Here is a 16,108-nt window from a genome sequence, read left to right on the forward strand (position 1 = left end):
GCGTCGCCTGCACCCTACAAAGGCCCGTACCGGGGGCTCCTCCCGTCCCGCTGCCGTCGGTCAGCCCGCCAACTCCCAGATCACGAGCTCCACACTCTCCGCGCCCTCCCCCGCCCCCGCTACGGCGACCGCTTCCAGGCCCTCCGCCCCGGTGATCCGGGCCGCGTCACCGGGGCCCAGCTCCTCACCGTCCACCTCGACCCGTCCCCGTACGACATGCACGTACAGGCGCACCGCGTCCGGCAGGGTCGTGCGCTCACCCTCCGCCAACCGCCGTACGTGGAGCGTCGCCCCGGCCGCAGGCAGTGCGTACGGGGTGGAGTCGGCGATGCCGGGGACGACCGTGTACGAGGGTTCGCCGCCGGACTCCAGGGGGGCCAGCCACATCTGGAGGAAGGTCAACGGGGCCGGGCCGTCGTTGCGTTCGACGTGGCGGACTCCGGCGGCGGCACTGAGGTGGGCCAGCTCCCCGGCCCGTACGACGGTGGAGTGGCCCGCCGAGTCGCGGTGGGTCAGCTCGCCCGCCACCACCCACGTGACGATCTCGGTATGGCTGTGCGGATGCTCGTCGAAGCCCGAACCGGGGGCGAGGCGCTCCTCGTTGCAGGCCAGGACCGGGCCGAAGCGGAGGTTGTCGGGGTCGTAGAAGGGGCCGAAGGAGAGGGCGTGCCGGGTCTCGATACCGGCGTCCGGCTCACCGCCCCGGTAGCGGTCCTCGGACCGGTGTACGGAGATCACGGGGCCACGGTAGCCCGCCCGGTGGGCCGCGCGGCCCACCGAGCACGTGGGCCGGGGTCCGGCCCCGGCCGGAGCCTGGGACACCGGTGCACCTACCGCGACGGGATGCGACACTGCCTCGGACCACAACCAGTGGGAGCGGCGCGCCGGTTACTACGAGGACGGAGGGTACGCACGGTGTCTTCGGCAGAGGCGCGGAGGAAACGCGAACGCACGGTCCTGATCTCCGTGTTCGCATGCCTCGGAGCGCTCACCCTGGCCGCTGTCGGGTTCTTCGTGTACCTGATCCACATCATGTCCGATCCGATCAGCCCCGCTCTCGTGGGAATGCGGATCGACGGCGACAGGATCACGATCAAGGCCGGTCAGTGCCCGGAGGAACGGGTGCGGCGGGTCGAGGTCTGGGACTCGGACACGGAGCGGCTTCTGTGGCGCGGCGACAAGCCGGTCACCGACGAGGGCAAGCGTGGTCTGCTCACTCTCTGGGACGGCGAGGCGTACGGGAAGTCCAGCCCGGCGGCCCAGCCGTCCGAGCTGCCCAACGCGCTCGACGTCCTCGTCGAGTCCGATCCCTACGGCGGGCCGGACGGGCTGTTCAGCCTCACCGAGGTACGGGCCGCCGACCTGGGTCCCGGGTCGTACTGGACCCGGGACGGCGTGAAAACGGCCGCTCAGCTCGACGCCGTCCTGGACTGCGGAGGTGGGGACGAGTCCCCGGAGCCGTGACCCGGAGCCGTAACACCGGACCCGGTGACGTAACACCGTTCGGCGCGGCACCTGATCAGCAGGTGCCGCGCCGAGCGCGTCCCTCCCGTCGGGCAGGAGTGCGGGCAGTCGCGATATCGGATCCTCGGATGCCCCGCCCCACCGATCCCCCGGCCCGATAAGGCAGTCTTGTCCTCGTGCCCCGACCCGATCCTGAGCATTCCGCCGCCCGAGACGCCCACCTGCACGCCGCGACCCTGAAACGGCTGGAGCAGTCCTCCGGCCGGCTGGCCGCGAACGCGATTGCCCGTATGGACGAATCGCTGCCGTGGTACCGGGCGATGCCCCCGGAGAACCGGTCCTGGATCGGCCTGGTCGCCCAGGCCGGTATCGCGGCGTTCACCGAGTGGTTCCGGCATCCGGAGACCCCGCAGGCCATCTCGACCGATGTGTTCGGCACCGCCCCGCGCGAGCTGACCCGGGCGATCACGCTGCGGCAGACCGTCGAGATGGTGCGTACGACGATCGAGGTCATGGAGGCCGCGATCGAGGAGGTGGCGGCGCCGGGCGACGAGTCGGTGCTGCGGGAGGCGCTGCTCGTCTACGCGCGGGAGATCGCCTTCGCCACCGCCCAGGTCTACGCCCAGGCCGCCGAGGCCCGGGGGGCGTGGGACGCGCGGCTGGAGTCGCTGGTGGTGAACGCGGTGCTCTCCGGCGAGGCGGACGAGGGGGCCGTGTCCCGGGCCGCCGCGCTCGGCTGGAACTCGCCCGAGCACGTCTGCGTCATCCTCGGCACCGCGCCCGACGGGGACAGCGAGCTGACCGTGGAGGCGATCCGGCGGGCCGCCCGGCACGCGAAGCTCCAGGTCCTCACCGGGGTGCTGGGCAACCGGCTCGTCGTCATCGCGGGCGGCAGCGACAACCCGCTCCAGGTCGCCAAGGGCCTGATCGGGCCGTACGCGGCCGGGCCGGTGGTCGCCGGGCCCGTGGTGCCGGACCTGCTGGCGGCCACCCGGTCCGCGCAGGCGGCGGCGGCCGGGCTGAAGGCGTGCCTGGCGTGGCAGGACGCGCCGCGCCCGGTGCTGGCGGACGATCTCCTGCCGGAGCGCGCGATGGCCGGGGACCCTGCCGCGCGGGACCAGTTGGTGGAGGAGATCTACAGACCGCTGGAGGAAGCCGGTTCGGCGCTTCTGGAAACGCTGAGTGTCTATCTCGAGCAGGCGAGCAGTCTGGAAGGCGCCGCGCGGATGCTCTTCGTCCACCCCAACACCGTGCGCTACCGGCTGCGACGTGTGACCGACGTCACCGGGTGGTCACCCTCCGATGTGCGCTCGGCGTTCACCCTGAGGATCGCCCTGATCCTGGGGCGCTTGGCAGCGGCAGATCCTCAGTCCTAGACTTTTGTTGGACTCCAACAATTCCCCTGACGGTTCTTCGTCCCTGTCCCCACGGGCGTACCGGGCCGTCCACAAGAGAGAGTGTGAGGGTGCTCGTACTCGTCGCTCCCGGCCAAGGCGCTCAGACGCCCGGCTTCCTGACTCCCTGGCTCGACCTCCCCGGTGCCTCCGACCGCATCGCGGCCTGGTCCGACGCCATCGGGCTCGACCTTGCCCACTACGGCACGAAGGCCGACGCGGACGAGATCCGCGACACGGCCGTGGCCCAGCCGCTGCTGGTCGCCGCCGGACTGCTCTCGGCCGCCGCCCTGGACGCCCCTTCCCCTGACGTCGTCGCAGGTCACAGCGTCGGTGAGATCACCGCCGCCGCGATCGCGGGCGTCATCGACGACGAGGCGGCGCTCCGCTTCGTCCGTACCCGGGGGCTCGGCATGGCCGAGGCCGCCGCGGTCACCGAGACCGGTATGGCGGCCCTGCTCGGCGGCGACCCCGCCGTGACGGTCCCGCACCTGGAGAAGCTCGGCCTGACTCCCGCCAACGTCAACGGGGGCGGCCAGATCGTCGCCGCCGGCACCGCGGCCCAGATCGCCGCCCTGGAGGCCGACAAGCCCGAGGGCGTACGCCGGGTCGTCGCGCTGAAGGTGGCGGGCGCGTTCCACACGCACCACATGGCCCCGGCCGTGGAGAAGCTGCGCGCGGCCGTCGGGGACCTCACGGTCGCCGACCCGACCGTTCGCTACGTGTCCAACGCCGACGGCCACACGGTCGCCACCGGCACCGAGGTCATCGCCCGGCTGGTCGGCCAGGTCGCCAACCCGGTCCGCTGGGACCTGTGCATGGAGACCTTCCAGGAGCTCGGCGTCACCGCGCTGGTGGAGCTGAGCCCCGGCGGCACCCTGACCGGGCTCGCCAAGCGCGCGCTGCCCGGCGTGCAGACTCTCGCGCTCAAGACCCCCGACGACCTCGACGCCGCCCGCGCGCTCATCTCCGAGCACGCGGGCGCCTAAGGAGCCCGAGAGCATGTCGAAGATCAAGCCCAGCAAGGGCGCCCCGTACGCACGGATCCTCGGGGTCGGCGGCTACCGCCCGACCCGGGTCGTGCCGAACGAGGTGATCCTCGAAACGATCGACTCCTCCGACGAGTGGATCCGCTCCCGTTCCGGCATCGTCAGCCGCCACTGGGCCTCCGAGGAGGAGACCGTGGCCATGATGTCGATCGAGGCGTCCGGCAAGGCGATCGCCGACGCGGGCATCGACCCCGGGCAGATCGGCGCGGTCGTCGTCTCGACCGTCTCGCACTTCAAGCAGACCCCGGCCGTCGCGACCGAGATCGCCCACCGGATCGGCGCGGGCAAGCCCGCCGCCTTCGACATCTCGGCCGGCTGCGCGGGCTTCGGCTACGGCCTGACCCTCGCCAAGGGCATGGTCGTCGAGGGCTCGGCGGAGTACGTCCTCGTGATCGGCGTGGAGCGGCTCAGCGACCTGACCGACCTGGAGGACCGCGCGACGGCCTTCCTCTTCGGTGACGGCGCGGGCGCGGTCGTCGTCGGCCCCTCCCAGGAACCGGCCATCGGCCCGACCGTGTGGGGCTCCGAGGGCGACAAGTCCGAGACGATCAAGCAGACGGTCGGGTGGAACGAGTTCCGCCTCGGCGATGTCTCGCAGCTGCCGCTCGACTCGAAGGGCGAGGTCAAGTTCCCGGCCATCACGCAGGAGGGCCAGGCGGTCTTCCGCTGGGCCGTCTACGAGATGGCGAAGGTCGCCCAGCAGGCGCTGGACGCGGCCGGGATCGCCCCGGGAGACCTGGACGTCTTCATCCCGCACCAGGCCAACATGCGGATCATCGACTCGATGGTGAAGACCCTCAAGCTGCCGGAGCACGTCACGGTCGCCCGTGACATCGAGACCACCGGCAACACGTCCGCCGCCTCGATTCCGCTCGCGATGGAGCGGCTCCTGGCGACCGGTCAGGCGAAGAGCGGCGACACCGCGCTCGTCATCGGCTTCGGGGCGGGTCTCGTCTACGCCGCGACGGTCGTTACCCTCCCCTAGGCAACACCGGACCTTTCGGGTCCGTACGCACAACCTCTGAAGAAACCCACCGAAGGAGCGCCAAGATGGCCGCCACGCAGGAAGAGATCGTCACCGGTCTCGCCGAGATCGTCAACGAGATCGCCGGTATCCCGGTCGAGGACGTCCAGCTGGACAAGTCCTTCACCGACGACCTGGACGTCGACTCGCTGTCCATGGTCGAGGTCGTCGTCGCCGCCGAGGAGCGCTTCGACGTCAAGATCCCCGACGAGGACGTCAAGGGTCTCAAGACCGTCGGCGACGCTGCCGACTACATCCTGAAGCACCAGGGCTGATCCCAGCCCGGCTGTGTCGCCACCCGGCGGTGGCGCCGCTGATTCACGACCCTCTACACGTGGAGAAGATTTTCCAGTGAACTCGACCAATCGCACCGTGGTCGTCACCGGTATCGGCGCAACCACTCCGCTGGGTGGCGACTCCGCATCGACCTGGGAAGGTCTGATGGCCGGCCGGTCCGGCGTCAAGCCTCTCGAAGGCGAGCGCTTCGCCGAACTGCCCGTCCGGATCGCCGCCCTCGCGGCTGTCGACCCGGGCGACGTACTGCCCCGCCCGCTCGCCCGCAAGCTGGACCGCTCGGCGCAGTTCGCGCTGATCGCGGCCCGGGAAGCCTGGGCGGACGCGGGCTTCACCGCCAAGGCCGGGGAGGACGAGAACATCGCCCCCGAGCGCCTCGGCTCGGTCATCGCCTCCGGCATCGGCGGCGTGATCACCCTGCTCGACCAGTACGACGTGCTGAAGGAGAAGGGCGTACGCCGCGTCTCCCCGCACACCGTTCCCATGCTCATGCCCAACGGCCCGGCGGCCAACGTCGGCCTGGAGGTCAACGCCCAGGCCGGTGTCCACACGCCGGTCTCCGCCTGCGCCTCGGGCGCGGAGGCGATCGGGTACGCCGTCGAGATGATCCGCACCGGCCGGGCCGACGTGGTCGTGGCGGGCGGCACGGAGGCGGCGATCCACCCGCTGCCGATCGCGGCCTTCGCCAACATGATGGCGATGTCCAAGAGCAACGACGAGCCGGAGAAGGCCTCGCGCCCGTACGACACGGCCCGTGACGGCTTCGTCCTCGGTGAGGGCGCGGGCGTCGTCATCCTGGAGTCGGCCGAGCACGCCGCCAAGCGCGGTGCCCGGGTCTACTGCGAGGTGCTGGGCCAGGGCCTGTCGGCCGACGCCCACCACATCGCGCAGCCCGAGCCGACCGGGCGCGGTATCGCGGCGGCCATGCAGAACCTGCTGGACTCCAGCGACCTCAAGCCGTCCGAGGTGGTTCACCTCAACGCGCACGCCACGTCGACGCCGCAGGGTGACATCGCGGAGATCAAGGCGCTGCGGAAGGTGCTGGGCGACGACCTGGACCATGTCGCGATCTCGGCGACGAAGTCGATGACGGGGCACCTGCTGGGTGGTGCGGGCGGCATCGAGACGGTGGCCACCGTGCTCGCGCTGCACCACCGGATCGCTCCGCCGACGATCAACGTCGACGACCTGGACGAGGCGATCGACGCGGATGTCGTCCGTGGGGAGCCTCGGGTGCTGCCCGAGGGGCCGATCGCGGCGATCAACAACTCGTTCGGGTTCGGTGGGCACAACGTGGTGCTGGCGTTCCGGTCCGTGTGACGCCGTTCTTCTACGGGTGAAGCCCGCTTCCCGGTTGCCGGGAGGCGGGCTTCCGCGTGTTTCGGGGCGCGCTGCCCCGGACCCCGCTCCTCGATCGCCGGAGCGGCTTGACTGTGCTCCCCGGTCACCGCCGGGCGAAGGGCTCGATGTGCCCCGCCGGAGAGGTGCGGAGGGGCTTGGATTACACCACCTGGTGCAGCCAGCGGACCGGGGCGCCCTCGCCCGCGTGGCGGAAGGACTCCAGTTCGTCGTCCCACGGTTTGCCCAGGAGGGAGGCGATCTCCGCCTCCAGGTCGCTCTCGCCGCGCGTCGAGCGGGCCAGCGCGGCGCGCAGGCGGTCCTCCGGGATCAGGATGTCGCCGTGCATGCCGGTGACGGCGTGGAAGATGCCGAGGCCGGGGGTGGAGCTGTAGCGCTCGCCCTCGGCGGTGGGGCACGGCTCGGCGGTCACCTCGAAGCGGAGCATGTCCCAGCCGCGCAGGGCGGAGGCGAGCTGCGAGGCGGTGCCTGCGCGGCCCTTCCAGGAGAATTCGGACCGCCAGGTGCCGGGCGCGGCCGGCTGTCTGATCCAGTCCAGCTGGACCCGCACACCGAGAACGCCCGCCACTGCCCATTCGACATGTGGGCACAGCGCGCGCGGTGCGGAGTGAACGTACAGGACTCCACGTGTCGTCACCGGAACCTCCCGTGTGGGACGAGGTACGCCTTCCCCAGCGGCCTCGCGTCCGTACCGTCTCTTTCCGGACCAGCTCTTTCCGGACAGGGCCCGAGGTTGTCATCAGTAAACAGCATCGGGAGTTAATCTCCTGAAAAGGGACAGTGTGTGACGTGACGTAATGTACCGGAGCCACCCGTCGTGACGAGGGTGGGCGGCGTGCCACTGGTTCGACGGGGAAAAGCTACCGTGCGCAGGGGCCGTCCGTGTGACGTACCGTCGGTCCCGGGCCCCTGATTCGCCGGCTTTCACCCGGCAGGGCGCGCACGCCCGCGACCTGGGGATCGTGGGCTTGCCGGGGGCATGACCGGAGGCATAGACCAGGGGTTTGACCGGAGGGGATCAGCGAGATGCCGGAGCGTGCGACACGCCCTCGGATGCGTACCGCAGCGGCCGCGCTGGCGGCGCTCTCGTTCGTGGGCGTGGCCGCCCTGGCGGGGTGCGGCGGCGGTTCGGGTGACGGCGTGTCACGGAACGCGGCCGCCGCCTCCTCCTCGCCGCCCTCGCCCTCGCTCTCCGCATCGTCGTCGCCGTCGCCATCGCCGTCGCCCTCCTCCTCCGGCTGGGACCCGCGTCCGGGGTCGGTCGCGGCCGTCGGGGACTCCATCACCCGGGGCTTCGACGCCTGCTCGGTGCTGGCGGACTGCCCCGAGGTGTCCTGGGCGACCGGGAGCGATGCCGGGGTGCGGAGTCTGGCCGTCCGGCTGCTCGGCCCGTCGAAGGCGGCGGACCGGAGCTGGAACCACGCGGTGTCGGGGGCCCGGATGGTGCAGCTGCCGGAGCAGATGGCGCGGGCGGCGAAGGAGCGGCCGGAGCTGGTCACGGTGATGATGGGCGCGAACGACGCCTGCCGGGACTCGGTGCGGCTGATGACGCCCGTGGCGGACTTCCGGGCCTCGTTCGAGGCGTCGATGCGGCAGCTGCGGGCCGGGGCGCCCAAGGCGCAGGTGTACGTGTCCAGCGTGCCGGACCTGAAGCGGCTCTGGTCGACGGGGCGGGTGAACGAGACGAGCAAGAAGGTCTGGAGCCTCGGCATCTGCCGGTCGATGCTGGCCGACGCGGACGACCTGGGGCCCGCGGCCGTGGCGCGGCGGGACGCGGTGCAGGACCGGGTGGTGGCGTACAACGAGGTGCTGCGGGACGTCTGCGCGCAGGACCGGCACTGCCGGTACGACGGCGGGGCGGTCTTCGGCTTCCGCTTCACCGGGGCGCAGCTCAGCGCGTGGGACTGGTTCCACCCGAGCCGCGACGGCCAGGCCCGGCTGGCGGAGATCGCGTACCGCAACATCACGGCGGCCGAGCCACCGGCGTAGCGCCTGGCGTGGCACCTGACGTACCGCGCCGGGCGTAGCACCTGGAGTGTCGCTTGTCGTGGCGCCCGTCGTCGCCCCCATCGTCGATCCTGGCGTCGCCCCCGTCGTCGCTCCCGGCGCCGCTCCCGGCGTCGCTCCCGGCTCGTACGACGGGTGGCGCGAACCGGGTCTCCGCGTTCACCATGGGTAGCGTGGTTCCCGCAGTCAGCGACCGAGGGTGGTTGATCATGGCAGCAGCGGAGCGGAGGACCGGTACGCCGGTCGGCACGGTGGACGGTTCGGCCGCCGCCCATGCCAAGGGGGGCGGGCCCGGGGTGCGGGCCGCGCCACCGGCCGTCGAGGACGCCGCCCCGCTCGTCTCGCCGGTCGGCTCGCACAACGAGTGGGACCCGCTGGAGGAGATCATCGTCGGGCGGCTGGACGATGCGACGATCCCGTCCAGCCATCCGGTGGTCTCCTGCAACATTCCGCCGTGGGCGGCCCGCTTCCAGGGGCTCGCGGCCGGGCGCAAGTACCCGCGCCGTCTGCTCGAACCGGCCCAGCAGGAGCTGGACGGGTTCGTCTCGCTCCTGAAGTCCCTCGGGGTCACCGTCACCCGTCCGGACGCGGTCGAGCACCAGCAGCGGTTCGCCACCCCCGGCTGGTCCTCGCGCGGCTTCTGCAACACCTGCCCGCGTGACAGCATGCTGGTGATCGGCGACGAGATCATCGAGACCCCGATGGCATGGCCGTGCCGGTACTTCGAGACGCACTCCTACCGCCGCATCCTGAAGGACTACTTCCGGCGCGGGGCCCGCTGGACGTCCGCGCCGAAACCGCAGCTCACCGACGAGCTGTTCGAGAAGGAGTTCCGGGCGCCGAGGGCGGATGAGCCGATGCGGTACATCCTCACCGAGTTCGAGCCGGTCTTCGACGCGGCCGACTTCGTCCGGGCCGGGCGCGACCTGTTCGTGACGCGCTCCAACGTCACCAACGCGATGGGCATCGAGTGGCTGCGCCGCCACCTCGGTCCCGGCTACCGCATCCACGAGATCGAGAGCCGCTGCCGTACGCCCATGCACATCGACACGACGTTCCTCGTGCTGGCACCCGGCAAGGCGCTGGTCAACCCCGAGTACATCGACGTCGACCGGCTGCCGCCCGTCCTGGACTCCTGGGACATCCTGGTCGCCCCCGAGCCCGAGCCCGTCAAGGACCTCGTGCTCCGGACGACCTCGATGTGCGGGAAGTGGCTCAGTATGAACATCCTCATGGTCGACGAGAAGCGGGTCATCGCTGAGCGGCACCACACCGGGATGCTGCGGGCGCTCGAAGGGTGGGGCTTCGAGCCGATCCCGTGCGATCTGATGCACTACGCGCCGTTCGGCGGCTCCTTCCACTGCGCGACGCTGGATGTGCGGCGGCGCGGGACGCTGGAGTCCTACTTCGACTGATCGCCCCCGACCACCACGGTGGCGGTCGCGCGGACGTCCGACAGGGAGCGGGCCGCCTGGACCGTGTACGTGCCGGGGACCGTCCTCCAGCCGTACGCCTCCTCGTCCCAGACCTGGTACGCGCGGCGCTCGACGGGGATCGTGACCTCCACGCTCTCGCCGGGGGCCGCGGTGACCCGGGCGAAGCCGGCCAGCCAGCGGGCCGGGCGCTCGGGGGCGTCGGCGGTGGGCGCGGGGGCCAGGTAGATCTGGACGGTGTCGCCGCCGGGGCGGGGGCCGGTGTTGCGGGCGCGCACGGTGACCGACTCCGGGGTGGCGGTGACGGTGTCGTACTCCCAGGTGGTGTAGCCGAGGCCGTGGCCGAAGGCGTACGCGGGGGCGGTGCCCGCCTTCTCCCAGGCGCGGTAGCCGATGAAGACGCCCTCGCTGTACGGGAGTTCGCCCCCGGTGGGGGTGGTGGCGGTGACCGGGGCGTCGGCGAGGGCGGCGGGCCAGGTGGTGGGGAGGCGGCCGCCCGGTTCGTTCGCTCCGGTGAGGACGTCGGCGAGCGCGTGGCCCGCCTCCTGGCCGGGGAACCAGGTCAGGAGGATCGCGGCGACCTCCTCGCGCCAGGGCAGCTCCACCGGGGAGCCGGAGTTGACGACGACGACCGTACGGGGGTTGACGGCGGCGACCGCGCGGACCAGGGCGTCCTGGTGGCCGGGGAGCCTCAGGTCGGTGCGGTCGAAGCCCTCGGACTCGACGCGTTCGGTGGTGCCGACGACCACGATCGCGGTGTCCGCCGTACGGGCCGCCTCGACGGCCTCGGCGATCAGCTCGTCCGGGTCGCGGAGCGGGGCGAGGTGGGCCAGGGAGAAGGCGATGCCCTTGAGCGGGTGGCCGGTGGTGGGGGCGGGGCGGTGGTTCAGGGAGACCTGGACGGGGACGCCTTCGGTGAGGGCGACCCGGCCGCGTGCGACCGGCTCGTTGAAGAAGGCGCCGAGCGGGTCGGTGCCGGGGGCGCGGCCCTGGGTGCCGTCGAAGAGGGGGCGGCCGTCGACGGTGAGGGCGAAGGAGCCGGTGCCCCGGGTGCCGAAGGTGTGCTCGCCGCTCTCGCGCGGGGTGAAGGTGCCGGTGATCTCGACGGTGTCGAGGGTGGCGTGGGTGACCCCGTCGGGCAGGTCGGCGCCGATCCACTGGATCTGGCCGCTGGGCAGGGGGACGGTGGCGAGGACGGTCCCGGAGGCGTCGCGGCAGACGGCGGCGAGACCGAACCCGGCCTCGGCCACGGCCAGTTCGTCGCTGGGGTCGGCGCCGACCCCGTACGACAGGGCGCCTTCGGGGAGGGCGGCGGTGAGGCCGTCGAGCGGGGAGACCACATGGTCGGGGAAGACCAGGGCCGAGCCGCCGCCGAGCACCCGGGCGTCCCGGGCGAGTGCGCCGGAGAGGGCGACGGAGGTGCCGGGGGCGAGCGGGAGGGCACGGGCTTGGTTGCGTATCCCGTTGCGTATCTCGTTGCGTACGAGCACGAAGGAGCGGCGGGCGACCTCGCGGGCCAGCGCCTCGCCGTCCACGGTCGCGGGGAGGTCGGCCGGGGCGACGGCGGGCGGGGCGGTGTCCAGGGCGCCGACCCGGGCGGCCAGCAGCAGGATGTTCCGTACGGCGATGTCGACGATCTTCTCGTCCACCTCACCGGCCCGGACGGCGTTGGCCAGCGCCTCGCCGTAGACCGTGCGCGGGCCGGGCATCGCGGCGTCCAGCCCGCCCGTGATGGCCCCGACGGTGGAGCGGGCGGCGAGCCAGTCGGAGACGATGAAGCCGTCGAAGCCCCATTCGCCGCGCAGCACGGCGTTCTGGAGGTAGCGGTGCTCGGTCATCGTCGAGCCGTTGACCTGGTTGTAGGCGGCCATGATGCCCCAGGGGTGGGCGTTCCTGACGATCCGCTCGAAGGGGGCGAGGTAGAGCTCGCGCAGGGGGCGCGGGGCGACGACGTTGTTGACGGTGAAGCGGTCGGTCTCGGCGTCGTTGGCCACGAAGTGCTTGACCGTGGTGCCGACTCCGCCGTCCTGGACGCCCTGTACGTAACCGGTGCCGATCTCCCCGGTGAGGTACGGGTCCTCGCTGTACGCCTCGAAGTGACGGCCGCCGAGTGGGGTGCGGTGCAGGTTGACCGTGGGGGCGAGCAGCACGTGGACGCCCTTGCGGCGGGCCTCCTGGGCGAGCAGCCGTCCCGCCCGGCGGGCCAGCTCCGGGTCCCAGGTGGCGGCGAGCGCGGTGGGCGAGGGCAGGGCGATGGAGGGGTCGGCGGCGGTCCAGCGGACGCCCCGGACGCCGATCGGGCCGTCCGACAGCACCAGGGAGCTCAGGCCGATCGCGGGGAGGGCGGGCAGCGACCACAGGTCCTGACCGGCCAGGAGACGCGCCTTGTCGTCGAGGCCGAGGGCGGCGAGGGCCGCGTCGACGGCTTCCCGGCGGAGGGCGTCGGAGGCTTCCCGGCGGAGGGCGTCAGAGCTGCGGGGTGCCTCGGAGCTGCTGGTGCTGGACGCGGCTGCCACGGCCGTACCTCCTGGTCGAGTCCGGTGGATGTCTCCCGGTGCAGGTCTCCATGGTGACGCGCCTACCGGTAGATCGGTAGGTTTTGTTATGTGTTCGTTACGGTGTCGGGGTGCGGGGCCGGTCATGACGTACGGTCCTGCTGAGCGGGACCGGCGCGGGGCCGGGCACCACGGAAGGCGGCGGCGATGGCACGGGCCAGGAGCGAGGAGCGGCGGGCCGAGATCCTGGGCGCCACCCTCGAAGTGATCGCCGAGCGCGGCTACCGGGGCGCGACGCTGGGGGCGGTGGCCGAGCGGGTGGGGCTGAGCCAGCAAGGGCTGCTCCACTACTTCCCGACGAAGGAAGCCCTGCTGGTGGCGGTGCTGGAGGACCGGGACCGGTGGGACACGGGCGGGGGCGGCCGGGGCGGAGCCGGTGACGGGGACGGGGCCGGGGACGGACCAGGGGGCGGAAGCGGGGCCTGGCGGCTGGAGCTGCTGGGATCGCTGGTGGAGTACAACGCGATGCGGCCCGGGATCGTACAGACCTTCTCGGCGCTGCTCGGCGAGAGCGTGACGGAGGACCACCCGGCGCGGGAGTTCTTCACCCGGCGCTACACCCAGGTCCGGGCCGCGATGGCGGCCACCCTGCGTGCCGAGTACGGCGACGCGCTGCCGGGCGGGCTGAGCCCGGAGCGGGCGGCGGTGCTGCTGGTGGCGGTGATGGACGGGCTCCAGTACCAGTGGCTGCTGGACCCGGAGGCGGTGGACATGCCGGAGGCGTTCGGCGACTTCCTGGGGCTGCTGAAGGGGAGTACCGAAGACGGCTGAGAGGCATGTGACCCCGGCATGATCAACAAGGCACCCCCTAGGCTGTCGGAAGATCAGAACGTTTGTACGGCGGGCGCGTCCGTCACCGCGGCCGCCCGCCACGATCGCCAGGGGGATACATGTCTTTCGATGAGGAGTGGGCCGCTCTCAAGGCGGATGCCGCCGCCCGGATGCAGCTCAACCAGGCGCCGATGAGAGACCCGCACAGGTCACCGACCGGTGCGGACCTCGTCGCCTACGACGACGAGCTGGGAAAGATCGGCCACTTCGCCTACCTGCTGCACAACAACCTCAAGGCCGACGGCGCCCACGCCCGGACCACGACCGGGGCCGCGGGGACGAGCCTGACCTCGGACGGGTTCGAGACGGGCAAGGCGCTGTCCTCCGCGGGCACCGCCTGGTCGAAGCAGGTCGGGACGCTGCTCGCCGCCTGCGCGCACATCTCCAACCACCTCGACTACACGATCGCGTCGAAGAAGAAGGACGACGAGTGGGTCGTCGCCAAGCTCAGTGTGTCCACGATCTCCGACTACTACAACGTCCCCGGCAGGGACGAGGGACATGGGCTGCCGAGGCCACAGGGCCCGGTCATATGATCCGCTCCGCTTGCCCTCCGCGTCCTTCCTCTTCACTCAGGCGAGGTGACCTGTGCCGACGTTCCAGCAGCTCCTGAATCTCCGGACGAAGCCACTCGACTCGGCGATCGACGACTGGGTCGCCATGACCAAGAAGCTCAAGGAACTCGCCAAGGACGCGGGGGACATGCGCACGTATACGGAGGGAACGACCTGGAGGGGCGAGAACTCCGCCGTCACCAGGCCGTTCGTCACGAGGACGGCGGGCCAGTTCCAGAGCGCCGCGACCCAGGCCGGGAGCATCACCACACTGCTCAAAGGCCTCTACAGCGAGTTGACGGCGGCCAAGGCCGAACTCGTGGCGATCTACGAGGCGCCGCCCTACGGCGTCAAGATCTCCCCGGTCGGGGTCATCACCTATGTGGACAGCGCCGACCCCGGCAGGAGCGACATCGACTCGCTCGTCACCCGTATCGAGGCCATACTCCAGCGCGCGGCCGACGCGGACGCGCGCTGCGCCGGGGGGCTGACGACCCTCACCCAGGACCCGCGCCACTTCACCTCCCTGCGCTTCGACTCCTTGAAGGACGCCAAGACGATCAAGGAGCAGGAGAAGCAGACGAAGCTGAACGCGGTCGACTTCACGCCTCCCGAGAAGTGGGGCAGCGGCACCATCAAGCCCTTCGCCGAATTCCTCGGTTACCGCTCCTGGATAGGCGGCGGCCAGGCGTTCGTGCGCGGAGACTGGAAAGGCGCGTGGGAGGGGTTCCTCGGCGGCGAGCCCGCCGCCGCCGCGGGCGAGGCCAGCAAGCAGCTGGAGAAGGGTACGGCCCCTGTGGGGGGAGCTCGCCCCGGGGTTCTGAACTCGGTCGCCCGGTTCGGGAGCAAGGTGCTCGGCACGCCGGTCGCCATCGTGGCAACGGCGGTCGACCACTACTACACCCCGGAGGACGAGAAGTTGAACCAGACCCGGGTGGACGCTCCCAGGGCACCGGGGAAGGTGAATTACCGGTGAAGCCCTCCTCGGGCCCGTCGCCGCCGTCCGGCCGTCACCTCACTGGCCCGTCCGGCCGTCGCCCCACGGGCCCGTGGGGCCTGCTGCGGCCCCGGAGTTCGCGGACGTTCGTCCTCGGCATGCTGATGTCCGTCGTCGGGCTCGCCGGCGGCGTGCGCGCCGCGATGGACGGCGAGGGGATCTGGAGAGCCCTCGGCATCTCCAGCGTCGGGTTCCTCGGGCTCGCGCTCACCGTCGCGTGGGTCGTGACGTACGCGCGGGAACGCTGAGGCTCACGAGGTCACGAGCCGGGCGCTGTCCGTTCCTTGGCGGCCACCGCCGTGTCATCGGTGCCGGACCCGGGCGCGTGCCCCTCGCCCGGGTCCACCAGGTCGCGGGCGAGGAGGGTGGCCCCGGCGACCGCTCCCGGCATCAGGAACACCGCGACGAACGGGACCAGGAACGAGAGGGCGAGCGGGACGCCGAAGCCGAGCACCAGCAGCCGGCGGCGGCGCAGCAGGCCGAGCCGCTTCTTCAGGACCAGCCCCCGGCGCTGGAGGGCCACCCCGGTCAGCTCCTCGGCCAGGAAGAAGCCGGAGACGCAGACGCCGATGGCGGGTACGACGGTCTGGCCGACCACCGGGATGAAGCCGCAGGCGAAGAGGATGATCCCGAAGAACGCGACGCGCAGCAGGATGCGTACGGAGTCGCGGGCGGAGATCCACAGTTCGCGCCAGAGCGGCAGCCCCGACTCGTGGACCTCGCCGCCCTCGCTGCGCTCGACCTCCTCGGAGAGCGACTCGTAGAACGGCTGGCCGACCAGGAGGGTGACGGCGGTGAAGGTGACGACCGCGAGGAACAGGCCGAAGAGGAAGACGAGCGCGGTCAGCGTGGTGCGGAGCAGGCCGAGCCACGGCGAGGACCAGTCGTCGGCGAACGGGGTGGCCCAGGCGACGAAGTCGTCGGCGCCGTAACCGAGTCCGATCAGGGCGCCCGCGTACACGACGAGGGTGATGAGGCCGGGGAGCAGCCCGAAGCCGAACCACCGTCCGTGCCCGGCGACCCAGCGCTGCCCCTTCACCAAGTAGCCGAAACCTGCCCCGAGATCGTTCATGGCGTCAGCGTACTGGCGTACGGAAAGCGGCGAGGACCGCACCCCTGGGCGGAGTGCGGTCCTCGGACGACGGTG

General features: G+C 71.7%; 16 protein-coding genes. 12 read left to right on the forward strand and 4 right to left on the reverse strand.

Annotated elements, in window-relative coordinates; translation table 11 throughout:
* Positions 1-60 precede the first annotated feature (60 nt).
* Entirely contained in the window at positions 61-738 is a 678-nt protein-coding gene (locus ACFW9Z_RS01180; RefSeq protein ID WP_384632402.1) for a pirin family protein, read from the reverse strand.
* 228 nt (positions 739-966) lie between these two features.
* Here ACFW9Z_RS01180 and ACFW9Z_RS01185 point away from each other — a divergent pair, with 228 nt between their 5' ends.
* The 6 genes from ACFW9Z_RS01185 (at position 967) to fabF (ending at position 6,545) form a co-directional block, all read left to right on the forward strand.
* Positions 967-1,464, forward strand: a complete 498-nt coding sequence (locus ACFW9Z_RS01185; protein WP_384632405.1) for a hypothetical protein — start codon at positions 967-969, stop codon at positions 1,462-1,464.
* Positions 1,465-1,640: 176 nt separating this feature from the next.
* A complete protein-coding gene (locus tag ACFW9Z_RS01190; RefSeq protein WP_327218041.1) occupies positions 1,641-2,840 on the forward strand; it encodes a helix-turn-helix domain-containing protein in 1,200 nt (399 codons plus the stop codon).
* Between the two features lie 89 nt (positions 2,841-2,929).
* Positions 2,930-3,847 (forward strand): ACP S-malonyltransferase, encoded by a 918-nt coding sequence (locus ACFW9Z_RS01195; RefSeq protein WP_384633349.1) that lies wholly within the window; start codon positions 2,930-2,932, stop codon positions 3,845-3,847.
* A 13-nt stretch (positions 3,848-3,860) separates the two neighbouring features.
* Positions 3,861-4,892, forward strand: coding sequence for a ketoacyl-ACP synthase III (locus tag ACFW9Z_RS01200; protein ID WP_384632409.1), 1,032 nt, complete (start codon positions 3,861-3,863; stop codon positions 4,890-4,892).
* 65 nt (positions 4,893-4,957) lie between these two features.
* Positions 4,958-5,206 carry an acyl carrier protein gene (locus tag ACFW9Z_RS01205; RefSeq protein ID WP_384632412.1) on the forward strand — a complete coding sequence of 83 codons (249 nt, stop codon included), beginning with the start codon at positions 4,958-4,960 and terminating at the stop codon, positions 5,204-5,206.
* 76 nt (positions 5,207-5,282) lie between these two features.
* Entirely contained in the window at positions 5,283-6,545 is a 1,263-nt protein-coding gene (fabF, locus tag ACFW9Z_RS01210; protein ID WP_384632415.1) for a beta-ketoacyl-ACP synthase II, read from the forward strand.
* A 181-nt stretch (positions 6,546-6,726) separates the two neighbouring features.
* On the opposite strand, the gene ACFW9Z_RS01215 is transcribed toward fabF, so the two are convergent.
* Positions 6,727-7,221, reverse strand: coding sequence for a DUF3145 domain-containing protein (locus tag ACFW9Z_RS01215; protein ID WP_053561392.1), 495 nt, complete (start codon positions 7,219-7,221; stop codon positions 6,727-6,729).
* Positions 7,222-7,637: 416 nt separating this feature from the next.
* Between ACFW9Z_RS01215 and ACFW9Z_RS01220 the strand changes: the two genes are divergently transcribed.
* Together ACFW9Z_RS01220 and ACFW9Z_RS01225 are read left to right on the forward strand one after the other, a co-directional pair.
* Entirely contained in the window at positions 7,638-8,573 is a 936-nt protein-coding gene (locus ACFW9Z_RS01220) for an SGNH/GDSL hydrolase family protein (protein WP_384632418.1), read from the forward strand.
* A 227-nt stretch (positions 8,574-8,800) separates the two neighbouring features.
* Positions 8,801-10,006: an amidinotransferase gene (locus ACFW9Z_RS01225; protein ID WP_384632421.1), complete on the forward strand. Its 1,206-nt coding sequence runs from the start codon at positions 8,801-8,803 to the stop codon at positions 10,004-10,006.
* Here ACFW9Z_RS01225 and ACFW9Z_RS01230 read toward each other — a convergent pair.
* On the reverse strand, positions 9,994-12,540 hold the full coding sequence (locus ACFW9Z_RS01230) for a glycoside hydrolase family 3 protein (protein WP_384632424.1): 2,547 nt from the start codon (positions 12,538-12,540) through the stop codon (positions 9,994-9,996). The two genes, ACFW9Z_RS01225 and ACFW9Z_RS01230, sit on opposite strands and share 13 nt — an antisense overlap.
* A 186-nt stretch (positions 12,541-12,726) precedes the next feature.
* Between ACFW9Z_RS01230 and ACFW9Z_RS01235 the strand changes: the two genes are divergently transcribed.
* The 4 genes from ACFW9Z_RS01235 to ACFW9Z_RS01250 all read left to right on the forward strand — a co-directional run bounded on the left by ACFW9Z_RS01235 (position 12,727) and on the right by ACFW9Z_RS01250 (position 15,209).
* Positions 12,727-13,350, forward strand: a complete 624-nt coding sequence (locus ACFW9Z_RS01235; protein ID WP_384632427.1) for a TetR/AcrR family transcriptional regulator — start codon at positions 12,727-12,729, stop codon at positions 13,348-13,350.
* Positions 13,351-13,469: 119 nt separating this feature from the next.
* Positions 13,470-13,946, forward strand: a complete 477-nt coding sequence (locus tag ACFW9Z_RS01240) for a hypothetical protein (RefSeq protein WP_384632430.1) — start codon at positions 13,470-13,472, stop codon at positions 13,944-13,946.
* Between the two features lie 52 nt (positions 13,947-13,998).
* Positions 13,999-14,940 (forward strand): hypothetical protein, encoded by a 942-nt coding sequence (locus ACFW9Z_RS01245; protein WP_384632432.1) that lies wholly within the window; start codon positions 13,999-14,001, stop codon positions 14,938-14,940.
* Positions 14,937-15,209, forward strand: a complete 273-nt coding sequence (locus tag ACFW9Z_RS01250; RefSeq protein ID WP_384632435.1) for a hypothetical protein — start codon at positions 14,937-14,939, stop codon at positions 15,207-15,209. Before ACFW9Z_RS01245 ends, ACFW9Z_RS01250 begins: the two co-directional genes overlap by 4 nt.
* A gap of 11 nt (positions 15,210-15,220) precedes the next feature.
* Here the strand turns inward: ACFW9Z_RS01250 and ACFW9Z_RS01255 are convergent, their stop codons facing one another.
* On the reverse strand, positions 15,221-16,033 hold the full coding sequence (locus ACFW9Z_RS01255) for an EI24 domain-containing protein (protein WP_384632438.1): 813 nt from the start codon (positions 16,031-16,033) through the stop codon (positions 15,221-15,223).
* Between the last annotated feature and the right edge of the window lie 75 nt (positions 16,034-16,108).

Source organism: Streptomyces sp. NPDC059452 (genome assembly GCF_042750035.1).
GTDB lineage: Bacteria > Actinomycetota > Actinomycetes > Streptomycetales > Streptomycetaceae > Streptomyces.